The following is a 26,784-nucleotide window of genomic DNA, read 5'->3' on the forward strand; positions in this document are numbered from 1 at the left end:
GACACACCGGCTCTATGCGAGATCGATGAGCTCCGCGTACTCCGCCGACCAATGGTCCTCGGTGCCGTCGGGGAGCAGAATGACCCGCTCCGGGTTGAGTGCCTCGGCCGCACCGGGATCGTGCGTCACCAGCACCACGGCGCCCGCGTAGGTGCGCAGCGCCTCGAGGACCTGCTCACGCGAGACCGGGTCGAGGTTGTTGGTCGGCTCGTCGAGCAGCAGCACGTTCGCCGCCGAGGACACCAGCCCGGCCAGCGCCAGGCGGGTCTTCTCACCGCCGGACAGGGTGCCTGCCGGCTGGTCGAGCTGCGGACCGGTGAACATGAACGCACCGAGCAGACTGCGCAGCTCCTGCTCCCCCGCGTCCGGGGAGGCGTGGCGGATGTTCTCCCACACCGAGGCCTGGTCGTCGAGCGTGTCGTGCTCCTGGGCGAAGTAGCCGACCTTGAGCCCACGCCCCTGCTCGACGCCGCCCGCGGTCGGTGTCTCGACACCGGCGAGCAGTTTCAGCATGGTCGTCTTACCGGCGCCGTTGAGCCCGAGCACCACCACGCGACTGCCCTTGTCGACGGCGAAGTTCACGCCGGTGAAGATCTCGAGTGAACCGTAGAGCTTGGTCAGGTCCTTGACCATCAGCGGAGTCTTGCTGCAGGCCGCGGGCTCGGGGAACCGGATGCGGGCGACCTTGTCGCTCACGCGCACGTCGTCGAGGTCGTTGATCAAGCGTTCGGCGCGACGCACCATCTGGTGTGCCGCAGCGGCTTTGGTGGCCTTCGCGCCGAGCTTGGCGGCCTGCTGACGCAGCGCGCCCGCCTTCTTCTCGGCATTGGCGCGCTCGCGAACGCGGCGCTGCTCGTCGGTGGCACGCGCGTCGAGGTACTTCTTCCAGCCCATGTTGTAGACGTCGGGCTCACCGCGCACGGCGTCGAGGAACCACACCTTGTTGACCACGTCGCCGAGCAGTTCCACGTCGTGGCTGATCACGATCAGACCGCCGTCGTGGCTCTGCAGGAACCCGCGCAGCCAGGTGATGGAGTCGGCGTCGAGGTGGTTGGTCGGCTCGTCGAGCAGCAGGATGCGGTCGGAGCGCCCGCCCGAGCCGTCGGAGGCGGAGAACAGGATGCGAGCCAGCTCGATGCGGCGACGCTGACCACCGGAGAGGGTGCGCAGCTGCTGCCCGAGGACGCGGTCGGGCAGGCCGAGGCTGTTGCAGATGCGAGCCGCCTCGCTTTCGGCGACGTAGCCACCGAGCGAGGAGAACTGGTCCTCGAGGCGCCCGTACCGGCGAATCGCCTTGTCGCGGGCGGCATCGTCGGCGACCTCGGCCATCTCGACCTGGGCCTTCTCCATATCGCGCAGCAGGACGTCGAGCCCGCGGGCCGAGAGCACCCGGTCTTTGGCGATCACATCGAGATCGCCTTCCTTCGGGTCCTGCGGCAGGTAGCCGATGTCGGTGGAACGCGTGATCTTTCCGGCGTACGGCTCACCCTCACCCGCGAGGATGCGCAGGGTGGTGGTCTTACCCGCACCGTTACGACCGACCAGTCCGATCCGGTCGCCGGACTGCACTCGCAGCGCCGGCCCAGGAGCGGAGAGCAGGGTGCGGACTCCGGCCCGGACCTCCAGGTCGGTCGCCGTGATCACAGAGTTCTCCTCAGAGTAAGACAAACGGGAAAGGCATATCGGCAAGAACCACTTATTTTACCGTCGACGTCCCAGGAAGCCGCACCCGGCGCTGCCCGATGTGAGCGTGGTTACTCTCATGCCATGACTACCGATCTCCTTGGCCGTACCGCTCTCGTCACCGGAGCCAGTCGCGGCATCGGCCTCGCGACCGCGGCCGAACTGATGCGCCGGGGCGCGAACGTGCTGATCACCGCGCGTAAACCCGAACCACTGGAGGCCGCGGCCACCGAGCTGCGCGCGCTGGGACACAAGGGCCAGGTGAGCTTTCTCGCCGGCAACGCCGGCGATGCCGACGCGCGCGCGGAGGCCGTGGCGAGGGCCGTCACCGAGTACGGCTCGCTCGACATCCTGATCAACAACACCGGCATCAACCCCGTCTACGGTCCGCTGATGGACGCCGATCTGGGTGGCGTCAGCAAGATCTTCGACGTGAACGTGGTGGCCTCGCTGGGCTATGTGCAGCAGGCCTACCGTGCGTGGATGGCCGAGCACGGCGGCGCCGTGGTGAACGTGGCCAGCGTCGCGGGTATCCGGTCGTCGGGGGTCATCTCGGCCTACGGCGCGTCGAAGGCGGCGCTGATCCGGCTCACCGAGGAGCTGGCCTGGCAGCTGGGCCCCAAGATCCGGGTCAACGCGGTGGCGCCGGGCGTGGTCAAGACCAAGTTCGCCGATGCGCTGTACTCCGACGACGAGGAGCGCGCCGCGAGCGTGTACCCGATGAAGCGACTCGGCGTGCCCGAGGACGTGGCCCGGCTGATCGCCTTCCTGGTGTCCGACGAGGCCGCGTGGATCACCGGCGATTGTGTGCGGGTCGACGGCGGGTTCCTGTCCACCGGCGGCATCTGAGAACCCACAGCGTCTGAAACACACAGGGGCGGGCAGCGATTCCGCGCTGCCCGCCCCTGCGATGCGTTGTCAGACCGAGGTCTCGCGGCTTCCCGTCGAGACCGAAACACTGTCCTTCGCCCGCGAGTTCTCCCGCGCGCCGTCCTCGGCCCGCGCCGCGTCGGCCCGCTCGGCCTCGGCCCTGGCCGCTTCCGCCCGCGCCGCCTCTGCCCGCGCGAGCGGATCCACAACGACGATTTCCTCGGACCTGGCGGCCAGCGGATCACGCACCACCACTTCACGTTTCGGCGAGCGCGCCGCGCCGCTGTCGTCCAGGCCCCACCGGTCGTGCAGGCGACGCAGGAACTCCGGCGCGTACCAGTTCGCGTCGCCGAGCACCTTCATCGTGGCGGGCAACAGGAACCCGCGCACGAGGGTGGCGTCGACGATCACCGCCAGTGGCAGGCCGATGCCGAACGCCTTCATGAAAGTGATGTCGGAGGCCAGGAAACCGAGGAACACCAGCGAGATGAGGATCGCGGCGGCGGTGACGATGCGCCCGACCCGTTCCAGGCCGAGTGCGACCGCTGTCTCGTTCTTGCCGGTGCGGTCGTATTCCTCCCGAATCCGCGACAGCAGGAACACCTGGTAGTCCATCGCGAGCCCGAAGGCGGCGGCGAACAGCATCACCGGGACCGTGGCGGACAGATCGCCGGTGACGGTGAAGCCGAGTACCCCGGACAGGTGCCCGTCCTGGAAGATCCACACCAGCGCACCGAAGGTCGCGGTCAGGCTCAGCGCGCTGAGGATCACCGCCAGCACCGGCAGCACCACGCTGCCGGTGAGCGCGAACAACACGATCAGCATCATGATCACCACGAAGCCGAGCGCCCACGGCAGTTCGTTCTCGATGGCGGCGACCGAGTCGGCATTGGCCGCGGCCACGCCGCCGACCAGCAGTTCGCTCGGCGTCCGCACCGCGCGCACCTGTTCGACCAGGTCGGCGAGGGCATCGCTGTCGCCGGTGCTCGGCACGATCGACAGGTAGACGGCCTTCTCGACCCGGAATCGCGCGTTCACCGCGGTGGGCTCGAGCAGCAGCCCGCCCTGGGCGTAGCTGCCGGTGGCCGTGTCGACGCGACGGACATTGTCCAGGTCGGACATATCGCGGGCGATGGTGTCGAGTCCCGCGGCGCTGTAGGCACTTTCGGGAAGCACGGCGACCAGCGTGTGCTGGTCGCTCTCGCCGAAGTCGCGCGCCACGATCTCGGTGACCTGACGGGAGTTCATCGATTCCGGCAGCGTGCGTTCGTCCGGGAAACCGAGGTTCACGCCGAGGAACGGTGCGCCGAGCAGGAGCAGCAGTGCGGTGACAGCGAGCCCGATCGAGATCGGCTTGCGCATCACGGCGGTGGCGAGTTTGTGCCAGGCGCCCTCACCCGGTGCGGGGCGCGGGGCGCGCAGGAACCACCAGCCGAGCTGACCCTTGTCGATACGCGTGCCGATCAGCAACAGCGCGGCGGGCAGCGCGGTGAGCGAGACCAGCGCGGCCAGCGCCGCCACGACGATGCCCGCGTAACCCATCGACCGGATCGCCAGCAGCGGGAAGAACAGCAACCCGGCCAGCGCCACCGCGACGGTGAGCGCGGAGAACGCGACGGTGCGACCCGCGGTGCGCAGGGTGGTGGCCACCGCACCGGCCGGGGTGCGACCTTCGGCGAGTTCGTCGCGGTAGCGGTTGACGATCAACAGGCTGTAGTCGATGGCCAACCCGAGGCCCAGCAGCGTCGCCACATTGGTGGCGGTCACCGACAGCGGGGTGAACAGGGTGAGCAACCACAGCGCGCCCATGGTGGTGAGCACGGTGCCGATCGCGACGAGCAGCGGCAGGCTCGCGGCGACCAGACCGCCGAAGACGAACAGCAGCGCGATCAGCGTGAGCGGGAAGGCGATGGCCTCGCCCTTGGCGATATCGGTCTTGCTCTGCTGCACCGTCTCGTGCATGAGCATGGCGAAGCCGCCCGCCCTGACCTGCAACGATCCCTGTTCGCCCGTCAGCTCTTCGGAGATGGCGGTGACGCGTTCGTCGATCTCGCGTTCGCTGCCGAGCACACTCGCGACGATCAGACCCTGCTTGCCGTCGACACTGCGCAGCGCGGGCTGGTGGGAGGTCCAGTACGACATCACCCCGGTGACGCCTGCGCGTTCCTGCAGGTTGGCGACCAAGGCCGTTGCCGCCGCCGTGGATTCGGGGTCCTCGACCGAGGACTCGGTTTCCACCAGCAACAGCAGGTTCGGCGGCGCCTGCCCGAACTCCTCGCGCAACACCTCGAGCGCACGGCTGGATTCACTGCCGGAGTCGGTGTATCCGCCGCCCTCCACCCGCTCGAACAGCGTGGCCCCCAGGGTGCCGAGCACCACCGCGAGCACCGCGAAAACGCCGAGCACCCAGCAGCTGCGCCGCCTGGTGAATTCGAACACCGGATTGTCCCCTAACTCGTCACGCCATTGCGCGGCACGCGTATCGACGTGTGGAAGCTGGAAGTACTTCCGGCCGGTCCGCCTCGTCGGCCCGATCCTGTTGGCGGGTCGGCGCGTTCGCGCAGCGATCGTAGCAACTTCGTGGCGGTACCGCCGGGCCTCCGTCACACCCTTGTTCGTCCCGGTCAGCTACCGGTCTCGACCACCGCGCCACGACGACGAGATCGATCGCTCCAGCAGGCTTCGACTACCGACCGGCCGCCCCGACGGCCGAGGTCATGACAGTGCGGCGCAGAGCCGGAGGCAGGTCGGTGAACAGCGCGCGCATCGTGGCGAGGGTGCCGCGAAGATCGCCGTGGCCGGACAGGTAGCAACGCTGGAGAGGAGCGGGCAAACCGAAGAAGACCTCGAAGAACGCCGGGACCTCGTGGGGCGGGAGAGCCAGCAGCGCACGCAATCCCGCGCGGCGCAGGGCCGCTACGGCCCGCGCTTGCGCAGTCCACACCGTGCCACCCGCGACCACGGTGTCCGCCGCGGCGAGTGCGGCGGCGACGCTGTACCCGGTCGCGGGATGGGTCAGGGCGCCCGCGGCGCCGAATCGACCGCCTCCCGGCTTGCCTCCCTGCACCGGAAAGCGCACTCGCTCAACAGGTTCCGATCCCGTGAGCGCGATCCCGCGCGCGTGTAACCGATGCTCGAGTCTGCGCCGCAACACCGCCGGCGCGAGCGCTGGTCGGCCCGCGAGGCAGGTCTCCTCGAAGAGTTCGGTGTCGGCGCCGAGCGGGATGGCGTACAGAAACGACGGTGGGTCGCCGGGGTCGGCGCCGTTGTCGAGACGCCAGTCCATGAACAGCGTCGGCTCGGATCCCGTCCTCGCCACGACCACGCCGTAGGCGGTCTGCTCCGCCCGGCTCGGCGACCGACCCAACCCCCGCGCATCGACCACCTGACCGGTACGCGTCAGCCCACCCGCCGTGCGCACCGATCGCGCATCCGCCTCGACGACCCGATCCGCGATCACGGTCGCACCGTCGAGCGTCAACGACGACTGCAGTGCCGCCGTATCGAACACCTGATAGACGCGATCGATCCGATGCTCGCCCACCGCCCACGCCGTCGGCCCTTCCGCCGTCGCCGCGATCACGCCGGGATCGAGCCACCCGGGCAATTCATCGGCCCATGCCGCATAGGTCGGCGTCCACACCCGATCCGGGTTCGGATCGATCACCGTGACCTCGCGGCCCGCCGCCAGCGCACGATGAGCAACAGCCCGTCCCGCAGGACCGAGCCCACACACGATCACGTTCGTACCCACCCGTTGATTGGATCAGACGTCACGATTTCGAGCACCGCCGGATTACGGGCCCGCACCTATTCGGGAGCGCTTTCTCACCCGGGCGCTACCTATCGACAATGATGGGTTGCATGAGGTCGATCTGGAAGGGCTCGATCGCTTTCGGGCTGGTGAATGTCCCGGTCAAGGTTTATACAGCGACCGAGGACCACGACATTCGGTTCCATCAGGTCCACGCCAAGGACGGGGGCCGGATCAAATATGACCGGGTCTGTCAGGTGTGCGGCAATTCCGTGCAGTTCGCCGATATCGACAAGGCCTATACCTCGCCGGATGGTGAGCAGGTGGTGCTCACCGACGCCGATTTCTCGAAACTCCCCGCCGCGGAGAAGCACGAGATTCCGGTGCTGGAATTCGTGCCGTCCGATCAGATCGACCCGGTGCTGTTCGAGAAGAGCTACTACCTCGAACCGGATTCCACGACGCCGAAGGCCTATCAGTTGCTGGCGGCGACCCTCGAACGCATCGACAAGACCGCGCTCGTGCATTTCACGCTGCGCCAGAAGACTCGCCTGGCCGCATTGCGCGTACGTGACGGCGTACTGGTCCTGCAGACGCTGCTGTGGCCCGACGAGGTACGCGCCGTGGAATTCCCCTCGCTCGACGAAGCGCCTGCCCCGCGCCCGCAGGAACTGAAGATGGCCGAAACTCTCGTGGAGTCGATGTCGGGCGATTTCGACCCTTCCGAATACACCGACGAATACCAGATCGAACTACAGAAGCTTCTCGACGAGGCCATTGCCAGCGGCACCGGCAAGGTCGAACCCGCCGCCGAAACCGAGCCCGCCGAGCAGGCCGACGCCGAAGTCGTGGACCTGGTCGCCGCGCTGCAACGCAGCCTCGAGGCCAGCGGTCGCCGAGAAGCCGCTCCGGCGAAGCCCGCGAAAAAGGCCGCGAAGAAAGCCGCCAAGAAAGCCGCGCCGCGCAAGGCCGCCACGAGCAAATCCACCGCGTCCAAGACCGCGACCCGCAAGGGCGCGTAGGGCACACTGGCGACCATGGACACCGCCATCGCTGTCGTGCCGATGGGATTGGGACACCTGCGTCAAGTCCTCGACCTCGGCCATCAGGTCTTCGACACCACGATCAAGCCGTACACGTCGTGGTCGCTCACGGCCGCTGCCGAGCACCTCGACAGCCCCGACAACGCCTGCTGGGTGGCCCTGGATTCCGACCGGGTGGTCGGTTTCGTCCTCGGGTCGATGGAGTTCGAGCATCGCGACGACTGGGCGTATCTGGAATGGATCGCGGTCGCCCCCGATATGCAGGGCCACGGGATCGCGCGGCGGCTGGTGAACGCGTGCTCGGAGGCGCTGTTCGCCCGCGGCGCCCGCCATATCGTCACCGATGTCGAGGACCGCAACAGCGCCTCGGCCGCGCTGATGACCAGCAGCGGGTTCGTGCCCGCCGCGACCGTCACCCTGCTGGTGCGGCCCAATCCCGACGTCCCGGACGACGACGCCCCGCTGCCGCCGATCACCAAACGCGACCTCGTCCGCCGCGGGAGACTCTCGATAGAGCACCCGTTGCGCTGATCCTCGGGCCGGGCCGTCGAGGGAGCCGACTCACCGGTCCCGCCGCCGACAACCCGAGCAAGGGCCGAACCTGTTGTGCCGGATTGTTGCTGAGCGTGATCCGACCGCCCCGGGGAATATCGGCGACTGTGATCCCCTGCTCGGCCGCCTTGCGCGTGCATACCTCCCAGTGCGGTCGGGCGATGTCGTTCACACCGATACACGCCACGCCGTCCCGGTGGTCTTGCCCACAGCTCACGGCCCCTGCCGCCGGCGCGACCAGGACCGGAATCGCCAGCAGGCGGCGCAGGATTCACCTTGTCCGCAAGTTAGACGGACGTACCACTATTTGCGAGGATTTCGCTCATGGCAAGTCAAACCGTTGTCGGCGGGTAGCGCCGACAGCTTGGATGGCCGAGTTCATCTTCTGCGAGCGATTCGGGAGTACAAGTGAAATTCCGTCGGACACTGGCGATCCCAGTGCTGATAGCAACCGCGGCCCTCACCCTGACCGCGTGCGGTTCCGATGACGAGTCGGGCACGGTCGTGCGGATCGGCACCACCGACAAGGACAAGGCTTTCGAGGTCTTCGAACAGAAGGCGAAAGAGCAGGGCATCACCCTGAAGGTCAGCAATTTCTCCGATTACAAGCAGCCGAATACGGCGCTGTCGCAGAAACAGATCGACCTCAACCTGTTCCAGCACCTGCAGTTCCTCGGCCAGTACAACGTCGCGAGCTCGGATACCCTCACCCCGATCGGCTCGACCTACATCGTTCCGCTGGGTCTGTACTCGAAGAAGCACAAGGCTCTCGCCGACATCCCGGCCGGTGGCGAGATCGCGATCCCCAACGATCCGACCAACCAGGCGCGCGCGCTGTTCGTGCTGCAGGCGGCCGGCTTGCTGAAGATCACCGGCACCTCGGTCCAGCCGACCCCCGCCGATATCGACAAGGCAGCCTCCAAGGTGCGCGTCACCCCGGTCGACGCCGCCCAGACCGCGCTGTCGCTGCCGTCGGTGGACGGCTCAGTGATCAACAACACCTTCCTGGACCGGTCGGGTATCGACCCGAAATCGGCTCTGTACAAAGATGATCCGAAGAATCCGGCGGCGGAGCCGTACATCAACGTGATCGTCAGCCGCGCCGAGGACAAGACCAACCCGACGTATCTGAAACTGGTCGAGATCTGGAAGGACCCGGCCGTGGCCACCGCCCACGCCGAGGTCACCAAGGGCACCGCGGTCGCGGTGAATCGTCCCGGCGCCGAGCTCGAACAGATCCTGGACCGGGTGCAGCAGGGCATCCGCACGGCCAAGTGAGTGCGCAACCCGCCGCTGTCGAATTTCGTTCCGTCACCAAGGTTTTCGGCAGCGGCGGCGATCGGCACACCGCACTCGACAACATCGACCTGCGGATCGAACCAGGTGAGATCTTCGGCGTCATCGGCTATTCCGGGGCGGGCAAGTCCACCCTGGTCCGGCTGATCAACGCGCTGGACAAGCCGACTTCGGGCACCGTCACGATTTCCGGCACCCCCATCACCGGGGTGCCGGAGTCGGCGGTGCGCACGCTGCGCCGCGATATCGGCATGGTGTTCCAGCAGTTCAACTTGTTCCGATCACGCACTGCCGCGGGCAATATCGAATATCCGCTGAAGGTGGCGGGCTGGAAGCGGGCCGAGCGTAAGGCCCGGGTGGCCGAGCTGCTCGACTTCGTCGGGCTCACCGACAAGGCGCGCGCCTACCCCGATCAGCTCTCCGGCGGGCAGAAGCAGCGTGTCGGGATCGCCAGGGCATTGGCCACCTCGCCCTCGCTGTTGCTGGCCGACGAGGCCACCTCCGCGCTCGACCCGGAGACCACCGGCGAAGTGTTGCGACTGCTGAAGAAGATCAACGTCGAACTCGGGGTGACCATCGTGGTGATCACCCACGAGATGGATGTGATCCGCGCGGTCGCCGACCGGGTGGCGGTGCTCGCCGAGGGCCGGATCGTCGAATTGGCTTCCACCTTCGATGTTTTCGCCGCACCACAGGCCGCGCCGACGCGCTCGTTCGTGGCGACGGTGCTGCACAACCGGCCCGACGCGGCGGAACTGGATCGCTTGCGGGAGCTGCACGGCGGCCGGTTGGTGACCGTCGACATCGACGATCACAGCGGAATCGGGGCGGCATTGGCCGCCGCTACCGCCGCCGACGTGCGTTTCGAGATCGTCTACGGCGGGGTGAGCACGTTGCAGGACAGGACTTTCGGCAGCATCACCCTGGCGTTGCACGGGCCCGATGTCGCGGTGGATCGCGTGGTCGCCGACCTGGAACGGAAGGCGAGCTGATGGAGACCAACTGGGAGAAGCTGCGGCCCACACTGTTCGAGGCGATCGGAACCACGATCTACCTGGTCGGCGTGACCTTCGTTGTCGCGGGCGTGATCGGGCTGGTGCTCGGGACCGCGCTCTACACCACCCGCAAGGGTGGGCTGCTGGCGAACGCGCCGATCTACTTCGTGCTCAATGTGTTCGTCAATGTGGTGCGTCCGATTCCGTTCATCATCCTGCTGGCCGCGCTCGGCCCGGTCACCTTGGAGGTGGTCGGCACCACGATCGGCTCCGAGGCGGCGCTGTTCGTGATGATCGTCGCGGCCTCGTTCGGGATCGCCCGGATCGTGGAGCAGAACCTGGTGACGGTCGATCCCGGCGTGATCGAGGCCGCGCGTGCGGTCGGTGCGGGACCGCTACGGATCATTCTCACGCTGCTCATTCCGGAAGCGTTGGGGCCGTTGATCCTCGGCTATACCTTCGTGGTGATCTCGATCGTCGATATCTCGGCGATGGCGGGCACGGTGGGCGGCGGCGGACTCGGTGATTTCGCCATCGTCTACGGGTATCAGCAGTTCCAGTGGCAGGTCACGATCGTGGCGGTGCTGATCATCATCGTCGGCGTGCAGGGCGTGCAGTTCTTCGGCAACTGGCTCGCCAGGAAGGTGCTGCGCCGCTGAAACCGGTAGGGGCACGGACCGGATCGGTCCGTGCCCCTACTTTCGGGGATTCCTAGACGTTGGCCGTGCAGGCCGACAGGATGACGCTCGCCGCACGCGGTGAGGCCGAGCCCGGATCCGGGAACGGCGCCGCGCTGATGCCGAGTACGTCCACCGCCGAACGCTCGGCCGCGGCCAGGGAGTGATCCCACGACCATCCGAAGCGGTAGTCCGCGCCCTGCGCCACCGCACCGCAGGCATTGCGGAACTCGACGACGATCTGGCAGTCGCGCACACCGCACTCATCGAGCGCGGCCTGGCTCGCTGCCGCCCAGCTGCCGTAGTTCACCGCCGAGGCCACCACGGCCTGCCCCGCCGACAAGGCCAGCGCCCCATAGAGATCGCCCGCCGCGGCCTGGAAGCCACCATCGCGCGACACCGCCGTGTACCCCGGCACCTCGGCGATCGCCACACCGCTGGCCCCCGCGGAAGCGGCCCCCGCGTTCACCACGGTGAACGCGGCCACCGCGGCCATGACAGCCACACCGAGGGCATATTTGCCCACCACAGACATCAGAGATTCTCCCCGTCGAAATTTCGACTCCGCACCTCGAAGCCGAACCCATCATGAACGGCCCGCCCACTCCCCCGGAAATAGCTTTCCGGCATCGCGGCGACAACCATTCGGCGAAACCGGTCATAGCGCCGAGACATAGTCGGCGACAACGGTTCTCGCGTGTCGTGACGCTCGATTCCTCCCGAACCGCTCGTCCGCCACAGCGTAACAACGCCCTCCGACAAGTAGCGGCGGACCGAAACCGCTACGGGCGAACCAACTCCTCCCGCGCCCGCATCAACGCGAATCCGAGCAGGTTGAGTCCCCGCCACCGCAGCGGATCTGTCGCACCCGGATCGTCGGCGGCCAACCCGATCCCCCAGATCCGGTCCACCGGACTCGCTTCGACGAGCACGCGCGAGCCGGTGCCGACCAGATATCGCCGCAGTGCGTCATCCTGGCCGAACTTGGCCACGCTCCCCGCGACCACGATGTCGAACCGCGCGCGCTCCCACACATTGTCGTCGAAGTTCCGAATCTGTCTGCCGAGCTTCTTCGCCTGGCTCGGATGACCGACCCCGAGGATCTTCGCCGCGGTCGCCGGATCATCGAACAGCATCGCCTTGCGCCACATCATGTAGTGCTCGGCGGTGGCGAATTCCAGACCGTCGACGGTGAACGTCGCAGGCCACCACTGGCTCAGGCTGCTCGACCCGATCGTGCCGTCACGACGTGGGGTGTGCCCCCAGAACGCCAGGTACTTCGGCGAAATACCCTGCGCGATCGCCTGACACAACTGCTCCACAGATTCGACAGCCATCACCCCTCCTAGTTTTGGTCTATATAACCATAGACCACGACCGGGCACTGCCGACTCGGTCGGGTCAGGCCGTCCGGATGCCGTCCAGGTCGGGGTAGGGATGAGGGGCGGGACGGCGGGGGATTCTGGTGTCGGCCCCGGTGGATCTGTCGACGGCGCCGGTATGGAAGCTGCGGGCGATCATCGAGGAGCGCAGTTGCCACAGGCCCGAGGACTGGGCCGGGTCGAGGCCGGTGAGTTGGGCTACTCGGCGCAGGCGGTAGTCGACGGTGTTGGTGTGGATGTGCAGCAGGCGAGCGGTGCGCTGGCGGTTCATGTTGTTGGCGATGTGCACGCGCAGGGTTTCGTAGAGCTCGGGATGGTTGTCGAGGGGAGCGAGCAGCTCGCCGAGACGGGCGCGACCGGGGCCGGGGCGAGTGAGCTGGTATTCCAAGGCCAGGTCGCCGAAGCGGTAGAGGCCGGGGGCGCTGTCGAGACGCTCCACCATGTCCAGCAGTTCGTGGGCACGCTGGGCCGCGTCGGGGATCTCCTCGGTGGTGGCGGGCACCAGCGCCGCCGTGACGTCGACGTGCGCGGCCCGCGACAGCGCCTCGACCAGTGCGTCGAGCTGCTCGTCGACCAACAGATCGGCCGGGATCAGCAGGGTACCGCCGTCGACCGACAGCAGTGACAGCACCTGCTCACCGCACCGGTGCGCCAGCGCCGTTTGCACCCGCCGCAGCTTGCGCCGGGCCACCACCGCGCCGTTCACGCGCGGATCGCGCTCGTCGGGATGCGGCCCGATCGACAGGGCGAGCACCGAGTACGCGTCGGCGACAGTGATGCCGACCTCGCGCGCCATGGTGACGGTCGACTGACCGGCCAGCAGCGCCGAGGTGAGCGTGTGCACGGCCGTGTGACGTTCGCCGACGGCCTCGCGGTGCTCGCGGATGTAGGAACGAGTCACGGTGGTACACAACAGGTCCGAGATCTCGACCACCCGCCGGAAGCCGTGGATCAGGCTCGCGCGATCGGCGTCGGCTACCTCGTCGTAGACCGCGTCGAAGGAGAGCCGGAAACCCTCGTGGAAAGCGTGCAGGATCGTGTCGATCGGCACGCCTTCGCGCGCCCACCCCGCCGCCGCCACCGCGAGCCGGTTCAGTTTCACTTCCTCGTCGCGGCCGTCCAGCATTCCGCCGACGATTTCCAGACACATCCGGGTGACCGAGGTGACGTCGCCTGCGATCACATCGCCGGGTAGCGTCCGGCAGGTCGCGACATTGTCGACGAAGTGGCCCACCAATCGGCTGGTCATCGTCCGCACATCACGCAAGGGCTGCCACAGGGCCGTCTCGTCCAGTGAGATCGTCATCGTCGACTCCTCCTTCTACACCCCGGCGCCGCCGGTAGTGGTTGTGCCTCCGTCGTGTTGGCCCATGTGATGACCCGCACTTCGGTTTCTCTGTGATCATGACTGTAGGGTGAGCGACAGCTCACCTTCTACTCTTCTTTCCGCCGAGGTCCGTCAATGCCCCCGCAAGCCGATAAGCAGCGCAAACGCCCCAAGCAAGACCGGGCGAAGGAAACCAGAACCCGCATTCTCACGGTGTCCGCTCATCTTTTCGGTACCCGCGGGATCGGCAATACCTCGACGAATCGGATCGCGACCGAAGCGGGCATGAGTATCGGCACGCTGTACCGGTACTTCAACGATCGCGACGAGATCGTCAAAGAACTCAACGACAGCCTGTTTCTGCAGGTAGAGGAGCGCTACAGCCAGCTGCTGAGCGCCAGCGCGAACCAATCCCCCCGCGATGCCGTGATCGATCTGATCCGCTCGGCCGTGGACATCCTCGTCGCGAACGGGCCGCTCGTGCGCGCCCTGGTCACCGATCTGCAGTTCCACGGCAGCGGCATCCCCGAATTCGAACCCCGGCTGCGGATGCTCATCAAGCTCTACATCCTCCAGATGATCGGCCCGATCAAACACGTCGACATCGACGTGATGGCCTTCGTCGTGCTCAACGCCGGTTTCGCCACGGCGTTGCGTTCGGTCGAGTTGGACGATGTCGAACTCGATGCCGTCATCGCCGGCACCGCCGACATGATCAGCGCCTGGATCGACGCGGTCTCGGCAGCCGAAAACGCCCAGTAGACAACGAAACGGGCCCGAATCCTCCGAAAGGATTCGAGCCCGTTCACTACGCGATGATCAGCGCGCGTTCACCGTGCAGATCGCGTCGACGATCTCGGTGCCGCTCAGGGCCGCCGAGCCCGTGTTGGCCAGCAGTGCGGTCGGCGTCAGCTCGGAGAGGTTCTCATAAGCCTTGCGCTCGGCCTCCGCCCGCGTCGGCCCGGTCGCCCATGCGATGCCGTTGTCGCTCTCGATCAGCACGGCGCAGCCGTTGGCCCAGGTGGTCACCACGTTGCAGTCCGCCAGGTGGCAGTCGGCGATCGCGGCGGCCTCGGCCGCCTCGGCGGTGGCCTCGTTGACGCTGGTGCCGTAGATCGCCCGGCCATCGCTCAACGCGATCGACGCCCACTGGTCGCCTGCCGCGCTCGCCGAACCGGCGCCCAGCACCGACCCGGCCGCAAGAACCGACGCCGCCACGGCGAGACCGGCCTTACCCATGAAACTCATTCGAAAGATCTCCTCTGAAAACAGTTCCGAAAGTCCGGAACCTTCAAGATCATCACTGATTGCATCGTGATAGCCAACCGAACCGGAGAAAATCACACGGCGCCATGCCAGCGCATCACCGAAACACGAAGGGCCCGAATCCATCAGGATCCGGGCCCCACCACTACGCGGTGATCAGCGTGCGTTCGCCGTGCAGATCACGTCGACGACATGCGACCCACTGAAGCTTGCCGAACCGGTGGCCGCCAACAGCGCCCGCGGGCTCAGTTCGGACAAGCTGACGTAGGCGTCGGACTCGGCCTCGGCCCTGGTCGCACCGGTGCCGACTGCGATCGAGCCCTCACCATCGGAAACAATGGCGCCGCAACCATCGGACCAGGAAGCCCAGATTTCGCAGTCGTCCGGAGTGCAGTCAGCCAACGCAGCATCCTGTGCGGCCCGCGCGCTCGGCTGGTTCACGCTGAACCCGTAGGTCCACGCCTCGTCGCTGAAAGAAATAGCGCCGTGCAGACTGGCCGCGCTCGCCGAACCGGCACCGAATACCGACCCGGCCGCAAGACCCAGCGCCGCCACGGCGAAGCCGGCCTTACCCATGAAACTCATTCGAAAGATCTCCTCTGGAAACAGCTCCGAAAGTCCGGAACCTCCAAGATCATCATCGATCGCCCGGTGATAGCCAACCCCGCGGTGAAAGATCACTCCATCGCCGTCCACGCATGAGCGCACCGAACGCGCGAAGGGCCCGGATCCATCAAGGATCCGGGCCCCGAAAGCGCAGTGTTACACCGTGAAGCCGAGGGCGCGCAGCTGTTCGCGACCGTCGTCGGTGATCTTGTCCGGGCCCCACGGGGGCATCCAGACCCAGTTGATCTTCAGGTCCTCGACCAGGCCGCTGCGCACCAGCGCGTTGCGGGACTGGTCCTCGATGACGTCGGTCAGCGGACAGGCCGCCGAGGTGAGCGTCATGTCGAGGGTGCAGATGTTCTCCCCATCGACCGAAAGGCCGTAGACCAGGCCGAGATCGACGACATTGATGCCGAGTTCGGGGTCGACGACGTCGCGCATCGCCTCTTCGAGGTCTTCGAGATGCTGGATCTGTTCGGCCGTCAATTCGACCTCGACGGCCTCGACGGCTTTGTCGACCTCGACTGCCTCGGCGGCGTCCGGGATCTGTGCGGTATCGGTGCTCTCACTCATGTGGCAGACTCCCCATTTCCCATCGGTGCCTTGGTTTCCTCGGCCGAACTGATCTGCACGACAGCGTCTTTGAACGCCATCCACCCCAGCAGCGCGCACTTGACCCGCGCCGGGTATTTGCTGACACCGGCGAGGGCGATGCCGTCGCCGATCATGTCCTCGTCGCCTTCGACGGTGCCGCGGCTGGAGATCATCTCGCTGAACGAGTCGACGACCTTCAGCGCCTGCTGCACCGGCAGCCCGATCACCTGATCGGTGAGGATCGAGGTGGCGGCCTGACTGATCGAGCAGCCCTGGCCGTCGTAGGAGACGTCGGCGACCTCGCCGGCGTCGTCGATCTGCACCCGCATCGTCACTTCGTCACCGCAGGTCGGGTTCACGTGGTGCACCTGCGCACCGAACGGTTCCCGCAGCCCGCGGTGGTGCGGGTGCTTGTAGTGATCCAGGATCACTTCCTGGTACATCTGCTCCATACGCATGAGCTAGGCAACTCCGAAGAAGGTCTTGGCCTTCCGCACGGCCGTGACCAGTGCGTCGACCTCATCGAGGGTGTTGTAGACGGCGAACGAGGCACGTGCGGTGGCGGCGACGCCGAACTTGCGGTGCAGCGGCCAGGCGCAGTGGTGTCCGACCCGGATGGCGACGCCCTGGTCGTCGAGGATCTGGCCCACGTCGTGGGCGTGGATCCCGTCGACCACGAACGACACCGCGCCACCGCGATCGACGTTCTCGACCGGCCCGACGATCCGCACACCGTCGATACCGGACAGACCCTCGAGCGCGGCGCCGGTGAGCGCGTGCTCGTGGGCCGCGATGGCGTCCATGCCGAGTTCCTCGAGATAGCGCACCGCGGCGGCCAGCCCGACGACCTGCGAGGTCATCGGCGTGCCCGCCTCGAAGCGCTGCGGCGGCGGCGCGTAGGTGGTCTTCTCCATGGTGACGGTCTCGATCATCGACCCACCGGTGATGAACGGCGGCGTCTGCTCGAGCAGCGCGCGCCGGCCGTACAGTCCGCCCACGCCCATCGGGCCGAGCATCTTGTGGCCGGAGAACGCGGCGAAGTCGACACCGAGCTCGTGGAAATCCACCGCCATGTGCGGCACCGACTGGCAGGCGTCGAGCACGACGAGCGCGCCGACGGCCTTCGCCCGGCGGATCAGTTCCTCCACCGGAGCGACCGCGCCGGTCACGTTCGACTGGTGACTGAACGCGAGAACCTTTGTCGCGGAAGACAGTTCGAGCGAGTCCAGATCGATGCGGCCGTCGTCGGTGATGCCGTACCACTTGAGGGTGGCACCGGTGCGACGCGCGAGCTCCTGCCACGGAACGAGATTCGCGTGGTGTTCGAGCTCGGTGATGACGATCTCGTCGCCGGGGCCGACCTTGTAGGGGAACCGGTCGTCACCGAAGGCGTTGGCCACCAGGTTCAGCGATTCGGTCGCGTTCTTGGTGAACACGATCTCGCCGGGATCCGCGCCGACGAAGCGGGCGATATCGGCGCGCGCCTGCTCGTAGGAGTCGGTCGCTTCCTCCGCCAGCTGATGCGCTCCGCGGTGCACCGCGGAGTTCCGGGTGAGCAAGAACTCGCGCTCGGCGTCCAGCACCTGCAGCGGACGCTGCGAGGTGGCACCGGAATCCAGGTACACCAACGGTTTCCCATCCCGCACCGTGCGATGCAGGATCGGGAAGTCGGCCCTGATCCGGGCCACGTCGAGGGCGGGCACCGTAGCGGTCATATCAGGCTCCAGCGGTCGCGGACGTGAAGCGCTCGTACCCGTTCGCGTCGAGTTCGTCGGCCAGCTCGGAGCCACCCTCGGCCACGATCTTGCCGTTGACGAACACATGCACGAAGTCGGGCTTGATGTAGCGCAGGATGCGGGTGTAGTGGGTGATCAGCAGCACGCCGCCGTCGGCACGCTCCTTGTAGCGGTTGACGCCCTCGGAGACGATGCGCAGCGCGTCGACGTCCAGACCGGAGTCGGTCTCGTCGAGGATCGCGATCTTCGGCTTGAGCAGCCCCAGCTGCAGGACCTCGTGACGCTTCTTCTCGCCACCGGAGAAGCCCTCGTTCACCGAGCGGTCGGCGAAGGCCGAGTCGATGTCGAGCTCCTTCATCGACTCCTTCACCTCCTTGACCCAGGTGCGCAGCTTGGGGGCCTCGCCGCGGATGGCGGTGGCGGCGGTGCGCAGGAAGTTCGACATCGAGACGCCGGGGACCTCGACCGGGTACTGCATGGCCAGGAACAGGCCGGCGCGGGCGCGCTCGTCGACCGACATGTCGAGGACGTTCTCACCGTCGAGGGTGATGGTGCCCTGGGTAACGGTGTACTTCGGGTGGCCCGCGATCACGTAGGACAGCGTGGACTTGCCCGAGCCGTTGGGGCCCATGATGGCGTGCGTCTCGCCCGACTTCACAGTAAGGTCGACGCCGTTGAGGATCTGCTTCGACTCACCCTCGGGGGTGGTGATCTCGGCGTGCAGGTCCTTGATTTCCAAGGTGGTCATCGAATTCGAATCCTTCGTTGCAGTAAGTGGTGTCAGATACCGACAGTGGCGAGTTCGGCCTCGATGGCCGCCTCGAGCCGCTCCCGGACCTCGGGGACCGTGACCTTCTGGATGATCTCGAAGAAGAAGCCACGCACGACCAGGCGGCGGGCGACGTCTTCGGGAATGCCACGAGCGCGCAGGTAGAACAGCTGCTCGTCGTCGAAACGGCCGGTGGCACTCGCGTGTCCGGCACCGGCGATCTCGCCGGTCTCGATCTCCAGGTTCGGCACCGAGTCGGCGCGCGCGCCGTCGGTGAGCACCAGGTTGCGGTTCGCCTCGTAGGTGTCGGTGCCCTCGGCGGCCGCGCGGATCAGCACATCGCCGATCCAGACCGTGCGAGCATCGCCCTTGGCCGAGGACGGATCGCCTTGCAGCGCGCCCTTGTACAGCACATTGGACTTGCAGTTGGGCTCGGCGTGATCGACCAGCAGGCGCTGCTCGAAGTGCTGGCCCGCGTCGGCGAAGTACAGGCCGAACAGCTCCGCTTCGCCACCGGGACCGGCGTAGCGCACGGTGCCCGACAGACGGACCAGGTCGCCGCCCAGCGTGGCCGACACGTGGCGCAGGTTCGCGTCACGGCCCAGCTTCAGGTGGTGCGCGGTGACGTGCACGGCGTCTTCGTTCCATTCCTGGACCGCGACGACGGTGAGCTTGGCGCTGTCACCGAGCACGAATTCGACGTTCTCGGCGTAGGTTCCGCTGCCGCGCTGGTCGATGACCACGGTGGCGACGGCGAAGTTGTCCAGGCGTACCTGCAGGTGACCGTAGGCGGTCTTGCCCTCACCGGGACCGGTGATGGTGACCGTCACCGGGTCCGACACCTCGGTTTCCGGGCCGACGGTGATCACGGTCGCCTCGGAGAAACCCGAATAGGCCTGCGCGGCGACGCGATCGGCGGGGGTACCGGCCTGGCCGAGACGAGAGTCGGTGCGGCCCACCGTTTCCACGGTGACTCCGGCGACCTCGCTCACCTCGATGACTGCCTGACCATCGGCGACCGCGGTGCCGTCGTGCAGGCCGCGCAGGCGACGCAGCGGGGTGAACCGCCACGCCTCGTCGCGACCCGACGGGACCTCGAACTGGTCGACGTCGAACGAGGTGAAGACCTCGCCCTTGTTGACCGCGGCGCCCGCGCCAGGATTCTGGATCGGCGTCTCGAGCGTCGACATCAGCCCACGGCCCCTTCCATCTGCAGCTCGATGAGCCGGTTCAGTTCCAATGCGTACTCCATCGGCAATTCCTTGGCGATCGGCTCCACGAAGCCACGCACGATCATCGCCATCGCCTCGTCCTCGGTGAGGCCGCGGCTCATCAGGTAGAACAGCTGCTCCTCGGAGACCTTGGAGACGGTCGCCTCGTGCCCCATCGTCACGTCGTCCTCGCGGATGTCGACGTAGGGGTAGGTGTCGGAGCGGCTGATGGTGTCGACCAGCAGCGCGTCACACTTCACGGTCGACTTGGAACCGTGGGCGCCCTTGTTGATCTGGACCAGACCGCGGTACGACGCGCGACCGCCGCCACGCGCCACCGACTTCGACACGATGGTCGAGGAGGTGTGCGGGGCCAGGTGCAGCATCTTGGCGCCGGTGTCCTGGTGCTGGCCGGGGCCGGCGAACGCGACGGAGAGGACCTCGCCGTGCGCGTGCTCGCCGGTCATCCAGACCGCCGGGTACTTCATGGTGACCTTGGAGCCGATGTTGCCGTCCACCCACTCCATGGTGGCGCCCGCTTCGGCCTTGGCGCGCTTGGTGACCAGGTTGAACACGTTGTTCGACCAGTTCTGGATGGTCGTGTAGCGGCAGCGGCCGCCCTTCTTCACGATGATCTCCACGACCGCGGAGTGCAGCGAGTCGGACTTGTAGATCGGGGCTGTACAACCCTCGACGTAGTGGACGTAGGCGTCCTCGTCGACGATGATCAGCGTCCGCTCGAACTGGCCCATGTTCTCGGTGTTGATCCGGAAGTAGGCCTGCAGCGGGATGTCGACGTGCACGCCCGGCGGCACGTAGATGAACGAGCCACCCGACCAGACGGCGGTGTTGAGCGCGGAGAACTTGTTGTCGCCGGCGGGAATCACCGAACCGAAGTACTTCTGGAAGATCTCCGGGTGCTCCTTCAACGCCGTATCGGTGTCGAGGAAGATCACGCCCTGCTGCTCCAAATCCTCACGGATGGAGTGGTAGACGACCTCGGACTCGTACTGCGCGGCGACACCGGAGACCAGACGCTGCTTTTCGGCCTCGGGGATGCCCAGCTTGTCGTAGGTGTTCTTGATGTCCTCGGGCAGGTCTTCCCAGCTCTCGGCCTGCTTCTCCGACGAACGAACGAAGTACTTGATGTTGTCGAAGTCGATGCCGTCGAGGTTGGAACCCCAGTTCGGCATGGGCTTGCGATCGAAGATGCGCAGCGCCTTGAGGCGCACGTCGAGCATCCAGTCGGGTTCGCTCTTCTTCGCCGAGATATCGCGGACGACGGCCTCCGACAGGCCACGTTGTGCGCTGGCACCGGCCACATCGGAGTCGGACCAGCCGTAACCGTAGGTGCCCAGCGAGGCGATGGTTTCGTCCTGGGTGAGCGGTTGCACCTGGTCGGTAGGGGTCGTCATTCGGCACTCCTTCCGGAGTCGTTCGTTCGTCCCGCCGCGGGCTGTGCGGCGGATGGGATCTTCGGCACCGCGACCAGCGGTACGTGGGTGGTGCAGGCGCAATCGCCGTTGGCGATCGTCGCAAGTCGCTGCACGTGGGTGCCGAGCAGGTCGCGGAAAGCGTCCAATTCGGCGGCGCACAACTGCGGGAACTCCTCGGCGACGTGGGCCACCGGGCAGTGGTGCTGACAGATCTGCACACCGGCGCCGACCTGACGGGTGGTGGCGGCGAAACCGGCCTCGGCGAACGCTTCCGCGATCTCCTCCACCTTCGCTTCGATCACCGGTGCGGTGTGGTCGGCGACGGGCTCGATGCCGTCGACGATCACGCGAACCCGCTTGCGGGCGAATTCGGCGATCGCGGCGTCGCCACCGATCTCACCGAGCTGACGGATCGCCGCCCCGGCCAGATCGTCGTAGGCGTGACCGAGATTGCCCCGGCCCGCCGCGGTGAGCTGGTACTGCTTGGCCGGCCTGCCGCGCCCCTTCTGCTGCCACGGCGCCGAGCGGCTCGCCCGTGCCTGGCCCGCGTCGATGAGCGCGTCGAGGTGCCTGCGCACCCCGGCGGGCGCGAGGCCGAGTTCGGTGCCGATCGCCGTCGCGGTGATGGGCCCCTGCTCGAGCAGCAACTGGACGATGGCCGCCCTGGTCTGCCCCTCGTGCGCGGTCGCCGCGGGGACAGCCGACGACCGAGCGCCGGTCGTCTTGGGACCGTCACTTTCCACGCCTGTCCGCAAACCCACGGTTTTCACAACACCAGTGTGGCGGAATTACTTCCTTAAATCTAATAAGGGTCACCTGACAAAGGGTGCCCTGACCTGCGATGAAGATCATCGGGGCACTCCGCCGCCCGGCAAAACCCCAGGTGCGGCCCCTGCGGACCGATCGCCGACGCGTGGCCGGGTGACCCAACGCACAGGTCTTCGACCGCGATCACCCGCTCCGCACCCGGTGCCACAGAGAGCTTCACCACGCTCTCACGGCGTTGCTCGCCGACGATATTCGCACCACATCGGAAGTGATCGACGGTCCAGGTGCGCTGTGGCGAACGAGGCGGCCGGCGGGCGCGGTCTGGCACGATGGCAGGGTGTCGAACCCGCTCACACCCACGTGTGTCCGTCATCCCGATCGGCCTACCGGACTCGCGTGTACGCGATGCGGGCGGCCCGCCTGTCCCGAATGTCTGCGCCCGGCCGCGGTCGGACAGCACTGTGTCGACTGCGTGCGGCAGGGACAGCAGGATGTGCGCCCGGTGCGGACCGTCGGCGGGGCGCGTGCGGGCGCGGCGGTTCCGTACGTGACCTACGGGTTGATCGCGGTCAATGTGTTGCTCTACATGATCACCGCGGCCCAGGCCGGTAGTCCGATGGACAACTATCGCGGGTCGTCGGTGTTCCGCGAGTTCGTCCTGGTCCCGCTGCTGGTCGCCGATGGCGAGTGGTGGCGACTGCTCGGGTCGGGGTTCCTGCACTACGGCGCGATCCATCTGCTGGTCAATATGTTCGCGCTCTATGTCGTGGGGCGTGACCTGGAGCAGGTACTCGGCCGGGTCAGGTACGGGTGCGTCTACCTGGTCTCACTGCTGGGCGGATCGGCCGCGGTGATGGCGCTGTCGGACTCGGTGACGGCGACCGCGGGCGCCTCCGGTGCGGTGTACGGCCTGTTCGGCGCCGTCACCGTGACGCTGATCCGGTTGCGGCAGAGCCCGACGCCGATGCTGGTGGTCATCGGCGTGAACGTGCTGATCAGCTTCTCGATCCCGGGGATCTCGCTGTGGGGTCACCTCGGCGGTCTGGCCGCGGGCACATTGAGCGCGCTCGGCATCCTGTTCGTGCCCGGCTGGCTGTCGGCCCGCGATCAACGATCCGCGCAGCGCATCGGCTGGGCAGCGCTCGGCGCGGTCGTGGTGGTCTGCGTGGCCGTGATCATCGCCTCGGTGCTCTCGCTGCGCTCGCAGCCGGTGTTCGTGGGACCACCGGCCGTGACCGCGCCGACTCCCGTCGAAGCACCCAGGTAATTTCGGTGCCACCCTGCGCGAGGCGACTGCGGGACGCCCTCGGCCGTGTGCCCACTAGGCTCTGAGCTCGTGGCAGTACTGGAGGGCGCGGCGCGCAAGACACTGGCGTTCGGGCGTAGAGCCCTCGGGCTCGACGTGTCGGCGCCCGATCACACCGTGGCGGTGCTGCATCGCGACGAGACCGAGGTCCCCGGGCTCGACAAGCGCGAACGCGCGCAACTGGACCGGATCCGGTTGATGGGTGCGACCGGCGCGGTGTTGATGGCGATCGCGGCGCTCGGCATCGGCGCGCAACCGGTGCATCAGAATCCCGTCTCGGGCGTTCGCGTGCTCGGCATCTTCGCGCGCGCGCACACCGGCTCACTGGCGATGTGCATGTTCGGCACCGCGCTGGTGATCGGGGCATGGCTGCTGCTGGGGCGCTTCGCCATCGGCGGCCTCGCCGGTTCCCCACTGCACCGGTTGAGTCGCTCGCAGCTGGATCGCACGCTGCTGCTGTGGATCATTCCGCTGTCCGTGGCGCCCCCCATGTTCAGCAACGACGTCTATTCCTATCTGGCACAGAGCGAGATCGCCGCGCGCGGCATCGACCCCTATTCCGAAGGGCCGGTCGCCGGACTCGGGATCGACAACGTGCTCACCAACAACGTGCCGACTATCTGGCGTGATACCCCCGCACCGTACGGTCCGCTGTTCCTGTGGATCGGGCGCGGCATCGCGGAGCTGACCGGGGACAACATCATCGCCGGGGTGTGGGTGCACCGGCTGCTGGCGCTGGCCGGCGTGGCACTGATCGTGTGGGCGCTACCGCGGTTGTCGGTGCGCTGCGGCGTCGCGCCGGTGAGTGCGCTGTGGCTCGGCGCGGCCAATCCGCTGGTGCTGTTCCACCTGGTCGGCGGCGTGCACAACGACGCGCTCATGCTCGGTCTGATGCTGGCAGGCATGGAGCTCATGCTCCGCGCGGTCTACGGCGAAGGCGGCAGACCCGACCGGCTGACGGCCACGAATCTGCCCCCGTTCGATGCCCGCGCCTACGGGCTGCTGATCGGTGGCGCGGTGGTGATCACGCTGTCGTCATCGATCAAACTCACCTCCATCATCGCGCTCGGGTTCGTCGGGATGGCACTGGCCAGACGCTGGGGCGGCTCGTTCGTCGCCATCGCGAAGGCCGCGGCGCTGCTGGGCGTGATCGCCGCGGCGACAACGCTGTTCATCGGATTCGCCAGTGGTCTCGGTTTCGGCTGGGTCCACACCCTCAGCGTCGCCAACGCCGTCCGGAGTTGGATGTCACTGCCGACCATCATCGGGATCGTCACCGGATTCGGCGGCGTACTGCTCGGCCTCGGCGATCACACCACCGCGCTGCTCTCGATCACCCGACCGATCGCGGGTTTGGTCGCGGTCTTCGTGACCGTCCGCATGCTCGTCGCCACCAGCGTGGGCAGGCTGCATCCGGTCGGCGCGCTCGGCGTCTCGCTCGCGGCGATCGTGCTGCTGTTCCCGGTGGTCCAGCCCTGGTACCTGCTCTGGGCCATCGTGCCGCTGGCCGCGTGGGCCACCCAACCGGTGTTCCGCGTGCCCGCCGTCGCGTTCTCGGCGGTGGTCTCGATGTTGGTGATGCCGCGTGGCGCGGAATTCCAGGTCTTCCAGATCATCGGCGCCGCGCTCGCCGCCGTCGTGTGCTTCGCGCTGTTCTTCGCGCTCACCCGGCACACGCTGCCGTGGCGGGCGCAGTCGGGGGTGTCGGCTCCGTCACAGGAGGGCACGGCTTACCGTGTGACATCGTGACAAGTCGCCCTGGACCCGCCGTTAGCGTCGACGGTGTGGTCAAGCGCTATGGCGAGACCACCGCAGTAGACGGTCTCCGGTTCGACGTAGAGCCCGCCCAGGTGTTCGCTCTGCTCGGCCCCAACGGCGCGGGCAAGACCACCACCGTCGAGATGTGCGAAGGCTTCGTGCGCCCGGACGCGGGCACTGTGCGCGTCCTCGGCCTCGACCCGATCGCCGACTCCGAAAAATTGCGTCCACGCATCGGCGTGATGCTCCAGGGCGGCGGCGCCTATCCCGGCGCCCGGGCCGGCGAGATGCTCGACCTGGTCGCGGCGTACTCGGCCGATCCCATCGATCCCGATTGGCTGCTGTCGACGCTGGGTCTGCAGGACAATCGCCGCACCCCCTATCGACGCCTGTCCGGTGGTCAGCAGCAGCGACTCGCCCTCGCCTGCGCGCTGGTCGGCAGGCCCGAGATCGTCTTCCTCGACGAACCCACCGCCGGTCTGGACGCCCAGGCCAGGCTCATCGTCTGGGAACTGATCGACGCCTTGCGCCGCGACGGCGTGAGCGTCGTGCTCACCACGCACATGATGGACGAGGCCGAACAGCTCGCCGATCAGCTCGTCATCATCGATCACGGGCAGATCGTCGCCCAGGGCACTCCCGCCGAGGTCACCGCTCATGGCGCGGCAGGCCAGTTGAGGTTCTGCGCCCCACCGAAACTCGACCTGACACTGCTGACATCGGCTCTCCCCGAAGGCTTTTCGCCGCGAGAGACGACGCCGGGCACCTACCTCGTCGAGGGTGAGATCAACCCGCAGGTGCTGGCCACGGTCACCGCGTGGTGCGCCAGGATGGACGTGCTCGCCACCGACATCCGCATCGACCAGCGTCGCCTCGAAGACGTCTTCCTCGAACTGACCGGACGGGACCTGCGCGGATGAGCGAGACCACCAGCCGTTTCCTGCCCGGCACCTTCACGCCCGACCCGCGTCCCGCCACGCGGGCGGCGATGCTCACGGCACAGACCGGGCTCGAGCTGAAACTGTTGCTGCGCAACGGCGAACAGCTGCTGCTCACCATGTTCATCCCGATCACCCTGCTCATCGGGCTCACCCTGTTGCCGTTCGGCGACCTCGGCGAGCACCGGGTCGACCGGATCGTGCCGATGGTGATGATGACCGCGGTGATGTCGACCGCGTTCACCGGCCAGGCCATCGCCGTCGGCTTCGACCGCCGCTACGGCGCCCTCAAACGGCTCGGCGCGACGCCGCTGCCCCGCTGGGGCGTGATCGCGGGCAAGTGCGCGGCCGTGCTGATCGTGGTGGTGCTGCAGGCGATCCTGCTCGGCGCGATCGGCGTCGCGCTGGGCTGGCGGCCCGGTCTCGGCGGACTGGCCCTCGGCGCGCTGGTGATCGCCCTCGGCACGGCCACCTTCGCCGCGATGGGGCTGTTGCTCGGCGGGACGCTCAAGGCCGAGGTCGTGCTCGCGCTGGCCAATATCCTGTGGTTCATCATGCTCGGCATCGCCAGCCTGGTCCTCGTGGGCGACACCCTGCCCACCGCGCTGACCGTGCTCGCGCGGCTCGTCCCGTCCGGTGCGTTGGCTTTCGCGCTGGACACGGCCTTGACGGGGTCGATCGACTGGTTCGGGGTGGCGGTGCTCGGGGTGTGGGGCGTGGTGTGCGGGTGGCTCGCGACCCGGCTGTTCCGGTTCCACTGACGTGACCAACGACGCACTGTAGTAGCCCTGGTATCAGCGTCGAATTCTCGGCCGGT

26 protein-coding genes are annotated in these 26,784 nt (G+C 67.2%); 11 read left to right on the plus strand and 15 right to left on the minus strand.

The window, feature by feature from the left end; genetic code table 11:
• Positions 1–12: 12 nt before the first annotated feature.
• A complete protein-coding gene (locus QX204_RS19680) occupies positions 13–1,644 on the minus strand; it encodes an ABC-F family ATP-binding cassette domain-containing protein (RefSeq protein WP_301901310.1) in 1,632 nt (543 codons plus the stop codon).
• A 123-nt stretch (positions 1,645–1,767) separates the two neighbouring features.
• Here QX204_RS19680 and QX204_RS19685 point away from each other — a divergent pair, with 123 nt between their 5' ends.
• Positions 1,768–2,532 (plus strand): SDR family oxidoreductase, encoded by a 765-nt coding sequence (locus QX204_RS19685; RefSeq protein WP_301901312.1) that lies wholly within the window; start codon positions 1,768–1,770, stop codon positions 2,530–2,532.
• 69 nt (positions 2,533–2,601) lie between these two features.
• Here QX204_RS19685 and QX204_RS19690 read toward each other — a convergent pair whose 3' ends face one another.
• Both QX204_RS19690 and QX204_RS19695 read right to left on the minus strand, forming a co-directional pair.
• Positions 2,602–4,992, minus strand: a complete 2,391-nt coding sequence (locus tag QX204_RS19690) for an MMPL family transporter (RefSeq protein WP_301901313.1) — start codon at positions 4,990–4,992, stop codon at positions 2,602–2,604.
• Between the two features lie 247 nt (positions 4,993–5,239).
• Positions 5,240–6,307 (minus strand): lycopene cyclase family protein, encoded by a 1,068-nt coding sequence (locus tag QX204_RS19695; RefSeq protein ID WP_301901314.1) that lies wholly within the window; start codon positions 6,305–6,307, stop codon positions 5,240–5,242.
• Between the two features lie 110 nt (positions 6,308–6,417).
• Here QX204_RS19695 and QX204_RS19700 point away from each other — a divergent pair, with 110 nt between their 5' ends.
• From QX204_RS19700 to QX204_RS19720, 5 genes are all read left to right on the plus strand, one after another.
• Entirely contained in the window at positions 6,418–7,329 is a 912-nt protein-coding gene (locus tag QX204_RS19700; RefSeq protein WP_301901315.1) for a non-homologous end joining protein Ku, read from the plus strand.
• Positions 7,330–7,344: 15 nt separating this feature from the next.
• Positions 7,345–7,881 (plus strand): GNAT family N-acetyltransferase, encoded by a 537-nt coding sequence (locus tag QX204_RS19705; protein ID WP_301901316.1) that lies wholly within the window; start codon positions 7,345–7,347, stop codon positions 7,879–7,881.
• A gap of 459 nt (positions 7,882–8,340) precedes the next feature.
• A complete protein-coding gene (locus QX204_RS19710; RefSeq protein WP_301901317.1) occupies positions 8,341–9,180 on the plus strand; it encodes a MetQ/NlpA family ABC transporter substrate-binding protein in 840 nt (279 codons plus the stop codon).
• A complete protein-coding gene (locus QX204_RS19715; RefSeq protein ID WP_301901318.1) occupies positions 9,177–10,190 on the plus strand; it encodes a methionine ABC transporter ATP-binding protein in 1,014 nt (337 codons plus the stop codon). Before QX204_RS19710 ends, QX204_RS19715 begins: the two co-directional genes overlap by 4 nt.
• On the plus strand, positions 10,190–10,852 hold the full coding sequence (locus QX204_RS19720; protein WP_194824641.1) for a methionine ABC transporter permease: 663 nt from the start codon (positions 10,190–10,192) through the stop codon (positions 10,850–10,852). The genes QX204_RS19715 and QX204_RS19720 overlap by 1 nt, the downstream gene beginning before the upstream one ends.
• Positions 10,853–10,904: 52 nt before the next feature.
• On the opposite strand, the gene QX204_RS19725 is transcribed toward QX204_RS19720, so the two are convergent.
• The 3 genes from QX204_RS19725 to QX204_RS19735 all read right to left on the minus strand — a co-directional run bounded on the left by QX204_RS19725 (position 10,905) and on the right by QX204_RS19735 (position 13,558).
• Positions 10,905–11,405, minus strand: coding sequence for a DUF4189 domain-containing protein (locus tag QX204_RS19725; RefSeq protein WP_301901321.1), 501 nt, complete (start codon positions 11,403–11,405; stop codon positions 10,905–10,907).
• Between the two features lie 247 nt (positions 11,406–11,652).
• The gene (locus QX204_RS19730) at positions 11,653–12,207 is read right to left on the minus strand and encodes a riboflavin biosynthesis intermediates N-glycosidase (RefSeq protein WP_301901322.1); all 555 of its coding nucleotides are present in this window, start codon (positions 12,205–12,207) and stop codon (positions 11,653–11,655) included.
• A gap of 64 nt (positions 12,208–12,271) precedes the next feature.
• On the minus strand, positions 12,272–13,558 hold the full coding sequence (locus QX204_RS19735) for a PucR family transcriptional regulator (RefSeq protein ID WP_301901324.1): 1,287 nt from the start codon (positions 13,556–13,558) through the stop codon (positions 12,272–12,274).
• 156 nt (positions 13,559–13,714) lie between these two features.
• Here QX204_RS19735 and QX204_RS19740 point away from each other — a divergent pair, with 156 nt between their 5' ends.
• Positions 13,715–14,341 carry a TetR/AcrR family transcriptional regulator gene (locus QX204_RS19740; protein ID WP_301901326.1) on the plus strand — a complete coding sequence of 209 codons (627 nt, stop codon included), beginning with the start codon at positions 13,715–13,717 and terminating at the stop codon, positions 14,339–14,341.
• Positions 14,342–14,398: 57 nt separating this feature from the next.
• Here QX204_RS19740 and QX204_RS19745 read toward each other — a convergent pair whose 3' ends face one another.
• The 9 genes from QX204_RS19745 to QX204_RS19785 all read right to left on the minus strand — a co-directional run bounded on the left by QX204_RS19745 (position 14,399) and on the right by QX204_RS19785 (position 21,967).
• A complete protein-coding gene (locus QX204_RS19745; RefSeq protein WP_301901327.1) occupies positions 14,399–14,971 on the minus strand; it encodes a DUF4189 domain-containing protein in 573 nt (190 codons plus the stop codon).
• 30 nt (positions 14,972–15,001) lie between these two features.
• The gene (locus QX204_RS19750; protein ID WP_301901329.1) at positions 15,002–15,541 is read right to left on the minus strand and encodes a DUF4189 domain-containing protein; all 540 of its coding nucleotides are present in this window, start codon (positions 15,539–15,541) and stop codon (positions 15,002–15,004) included.
• A 66-nt stretch (positions 15,542–15,607) separates the two neighbouring features.
• Positions 15,608–16,024 carry a metal-sulfur cluster assembly factor gene (locus tag QX204_RS19755; protein WP_301901330.1) on the minus strand — a complete coding sequence of 139 codons (417 nt, stop codon included), beginning with the start codon at positions 16,022–16,024 and terminating at the stop codon, positions 15,608–15,610.
• Positions 16,021–16,503 carry a Fe-S cluster assembly sulfur transfer protein SufU gene (sufU, locus tag QX204_RS19760; RefSeq protein WP_056810385.1) on the minus strand — a complete coding sequence of 161 codons (483 nt, stop codon included), beginning with the start codon at positions 16,501–16,503 and terminating at the stop codon, positions 16,021–16,023. Before sufU ends, QX204_RS19755 begins: the two co-directional genes overlap by 4 nt.
• Positions 16,504–16,506: 3 nt before the next feature.
• Positions 16,507–17,760 carry a cysteine desulfurase gene (locus tag QX204_RS19765; protein WP_301901331.1) on the minus strand — a complete coding sequence of 418 codons (1,254 nt, stop codon included), beginning with the start codon at positions 17,758–17,760 and terminating at the stop codon, positions 16,507–16,509.
• Between the two features lies 1 nt (position 17,761).
• Positions 17,762–18,529: a Fe-S cluster assembly ATPase SufC gene (sufC, locus tag QX204_RS19770; protein WP_301901333.1), complete on the minus strand. Its 768-nt coding sequence runs from the start codon at positions 18,527–18,529 to the stop codon at positions 17,762–17,764.
• 32 nt (positions 18,530–18,561) lie between these two features.
• On the minus strand, positions 18,562–19,740 hold the full coding sequence (sufD, locus tag QX204_RS19775) for a Fe-S cluster assembly protein SufD (protein WP_301901335.1): 1,179 nt from the start codon (positions 19,738–19,740) through the stop codon (positions 18,562–18,564).
• A complete protein-coding gene (sufB, locus tag QX204_RS19780; RefSeq protein WP_301901337.1) occupies positions 19,740–21,176 on the minus strand; it encodes a Fe-S cluster assembly protein SufB in 1,437 nt (478 codons plus the stop codon). Before sufB ends, sufD begins: the two co-directional genes overlap by 1 nt.
• Positions 21,173–21,967 (minus strand): helix-turn-helix transcriptional regulator, encoded by a 795-nt coding sequence (locus QX204_RS19785; protein WP_301901338.1) that lies wholly within the window; start codon positions 21,965–21,967, stop codon positions 21,173–21,175. Before QX204_RS19785 ends, sufB begins: the two co-directional genes overlap by 4 nt.
• A 335-nt stretch (positions 21,968–22,302) precedes the next feature.
• On the opposite strand from QX204_RS19785, the gene QX204_RS19790 reads away from it, so the two are divergent.
• From QX204_RS19790 to QX204_RS19805, 4 genes are all read left to right on the plus strand, one after another.
• Complete coding sequence (locus tag QX204_RS19790; RefSeq protein WP_301901339.1) at positions 22,303–23,232, plus strand: rhomboid family intramembrane serine protease; 930 nt, start codon at positions 22,303–22,305, stop codon at positions 23,230–23,232.
• A 69-nt stretch (positions 23,233–23,301) separates the two neighbouring features.
• Positions 23,302–25,020, plus strand: coding sequence for a polyprenol phosphomannose-dependent alpha 1,6 mannosyltransferase MptB (gene mptB, locus QX204_RS19795; RefSeq protein ID WP_301901341.1), 1,719 nt, complete (start codon positions 23,302–23,304; stop codon positions 25,018–25,020).
• The gene (locus tag QX204_RS19800; protein ID WP_301901343.1) at positions 25,017–25,949 is read left to right on the plus strand and encodes an ABC transporter ATP-binding protein; all 933 of its coding nucleotides are present in this window, start codon (positions 25,017–25,019) and stop codon (positions 25,947–25,949) included. Before mptB ends, QX204_RS19800 begins: the two co-directional genes overlap by 4 nt.
• Positions 25,946–26,728: an ABC transporter permease gene (locus QX204_RS19805; protein ID WP_301901345.1), complete on the plus strand. Its 783-nt coding sequence runs from the start codon at positions 25,946–25,948 to the stop codon at positions 26,726–26,728. Before QX204_RS19800 ends, QX204_RS19805 begins: the two co-directional genes overlap by 4 nt.
• The last annotated feature ends 56 nt before the right edge of the window (positions 26,729–26,784 follow it).

Source organism: Nocardia sp. PE-7 (genome assembly GCF_030486425.1).
GTDB lineage: Bacteria > Actinomycetota > Actinomycetes > Mycobacteriales > Mycobacteriaceae > Nocardia > Nocardia salmonicida_A.

Coding starts and splice junctions, on each gene's coding strand:
- QX204_RS19685 (WP_301901312.1), top strand. CDS start 1,768: ATGACTACCGATCTCCTTGGCCGTACCGCTCTCGTCACCGGAGCCAGT.
- QX204_RS19700 (WP_301901315.1), top strand. CDS start 6,418: ATGAGGTCGATCTGGAAGGGCTCGATCGCTTTCGGGCTGGTGAATGTC.
- QX204_RS19705 (WP_301901316.1), top strand. CDS start 7,345: ATGGACACCGCCATCGCTGTCGTGCCGATGGGATTGGGACACCTGCGT.
- QX204_RS19720 (WP_194824641.1), top strand. CDS start 10,190: ATGGAGACCAACTGGGAGAAGCTGCGGCCCACACTGTTCGAGGCGATC.
- QX204_RS19725 (WP_301901321.1), bottom strand. CDS start 11,405: ATGTCTGTGGTGGGCAAATATGCCCTCGGTGTGGCTGTCATGGCCGCG.
- QX204_RS19730 (WP_301901322.1), bottom strand. CDS start 12,207: ATGGCTGTCGAATCTGTGGAGCAGTTGTGTCAGGCGATCGCGCAGGGT.
- QX204_RS19735 (WP_301901324.1), bottom strand. CDS start 13,558: ATGACGATCTCACTGGACGAGACGGCCCTGTGGCAGCCCTTGCGTGAT.
- QX204_RS19740 (WP_301901326.1), top strand. CDS start 13,715: ATGCCCCCGCAAGCCGATAAGCAGCGCAAACGCCCCAAGCAAGACCGG.
- QX204_RS19745 (WP_301901327.1), bottom strand. CDS start 14,971: ATGGATTCGGGCCCTTCGTGTTTCGGTGATGCGCTGGCATGGCGCCGT.
- QX204_RS19755 (WP_301901330.1), bottom strand. CDS start 16,024: ATGAGTGAGAGCACCGATACCGCACAGATCCCGGACGCCGCCGAGGCA.
- sufU (WP_056810385.1), bottom strand. CDS start 16,503: ATGCGTATGGAGCAGATGTACCAGGAAGTGATCCTGGATCACTACAAG.
- QX204_RS19765 (WP_301901331.1), bottom strand. CDS start 17,760: ATGACCGCTACGGTGCCCGCCCTCGACGTGGCCCGGATCAGGGCCGAC.
- sufC (WP_301901333.1), bottom strand. CDS start 18,529: ATGACCACCTTGGAAATCAAGGACCTGCACGCCGAGATCACCACCCCC.
- sufD (WP_301901335.1), bottom strand. CDS start 19,740: ATGTCGACGCTCGAGACGCCGATCCAGAATCCTGGCGCGGGCGCCGCG.
- sufB (WP_301901337.1), bottom strand. CDS start 21,176: ATGACGACCCCTACCGACCAGGTGCAACCGCTCACCCAGGACGAAACC.
- QX204_RS19805 (WP_301901345.1), top strand. CDS start 25,946: ATGAGCGAGACCACCAGCCGTTTCCTGCCCGGCACCTTCACGCCCGAC.